This is a genomic window from Paraburkholderia metrosideri (assembly GCF_904848625.1).
Taxonomy (GTDB): Bacteria; Pseudomonadota; Gammaproteobacteria; order Burkholderiales; family Burkholderiaceae; genus Paraburkholderia; species Paraburkholderia metrosideri.
In genome coordinates this window covers 1-583 of the sequence record NZ_CAJHCP010000048.1, presented here as the reverse complement: position 1 = coordinate 583, position 583 = coordinate 1, and the positions used below count along the sequence as shown (strand labels likewise).

Genomic DNA, 583 nt, shown 5'->3' with positions numbered 1-583 from the left:
TCAAGTGTTGAGCGCTCACGCTTATCGGCTGTAAATTTGAAGACAGATACGCAGACAGACTCAGGGGTCTGTAGCTCAGTCGGTTAGAGCACCGTCTTGATAAGGCGGGGGTCGATGGTTCGAATCCATCCAGACCCACCACTGTTTCTGCGGTGGCTGGCGCTGACCGGTTGCCCCTGGGTAGTAAATGCGGATAGCGATTATCTGTGTATGACTGGGGGATTAGCTCAGCTGGGAGAGCACCTGCTTTGCAAGCAGGGGGTCGTCGGTTCGATCCCGTCATCCTCCACCAATCCTCAATGCCGGTTTTACTGCGGCAAGCCTTGAAAGAGGTTTGCGGTGTAGTGAAACAGGCATTGGCGATTGAGCCAGTCAGTAAGGATACGCGGTTATAGCAACTGCGATATCGGCTGTCGTTCTTTAACAATCAGGAAGAAGTAGTAAAGAGATTCACGAAAGCATACTTAGAGATGGGTGTGCGAGTAGGTGAATCAGGGTTGTGATTGTATCAATGTATGAAAAGGTGATCGAAAGATTGCTTTGGAATACGGCGCAACACGAATACTCAACCTGTAGCGTGTGT

The 583-nt window shown here is 50.3% G+C and carries 2 tRNA genes; both read left to right on the top strand.

The annotated features are described in order from the left end of the window. Window positions 1-64: 64 nt before the first annotated feature. Window positions 65-141: transfer RNA gene (locus tag LMG28727_RS33930), tRNA-Ile, on the top strand. A 75-nt stretch (window positions 142-216) separates the two neighbouring features. Beyond that, window positions 217-292: transfer RNA gene (locus LMG28727_RS33925), tRNA-Ala, on the top strand. The last annotated feature ends 291 nt before the right edge of the window (window positions 293-583 follow it).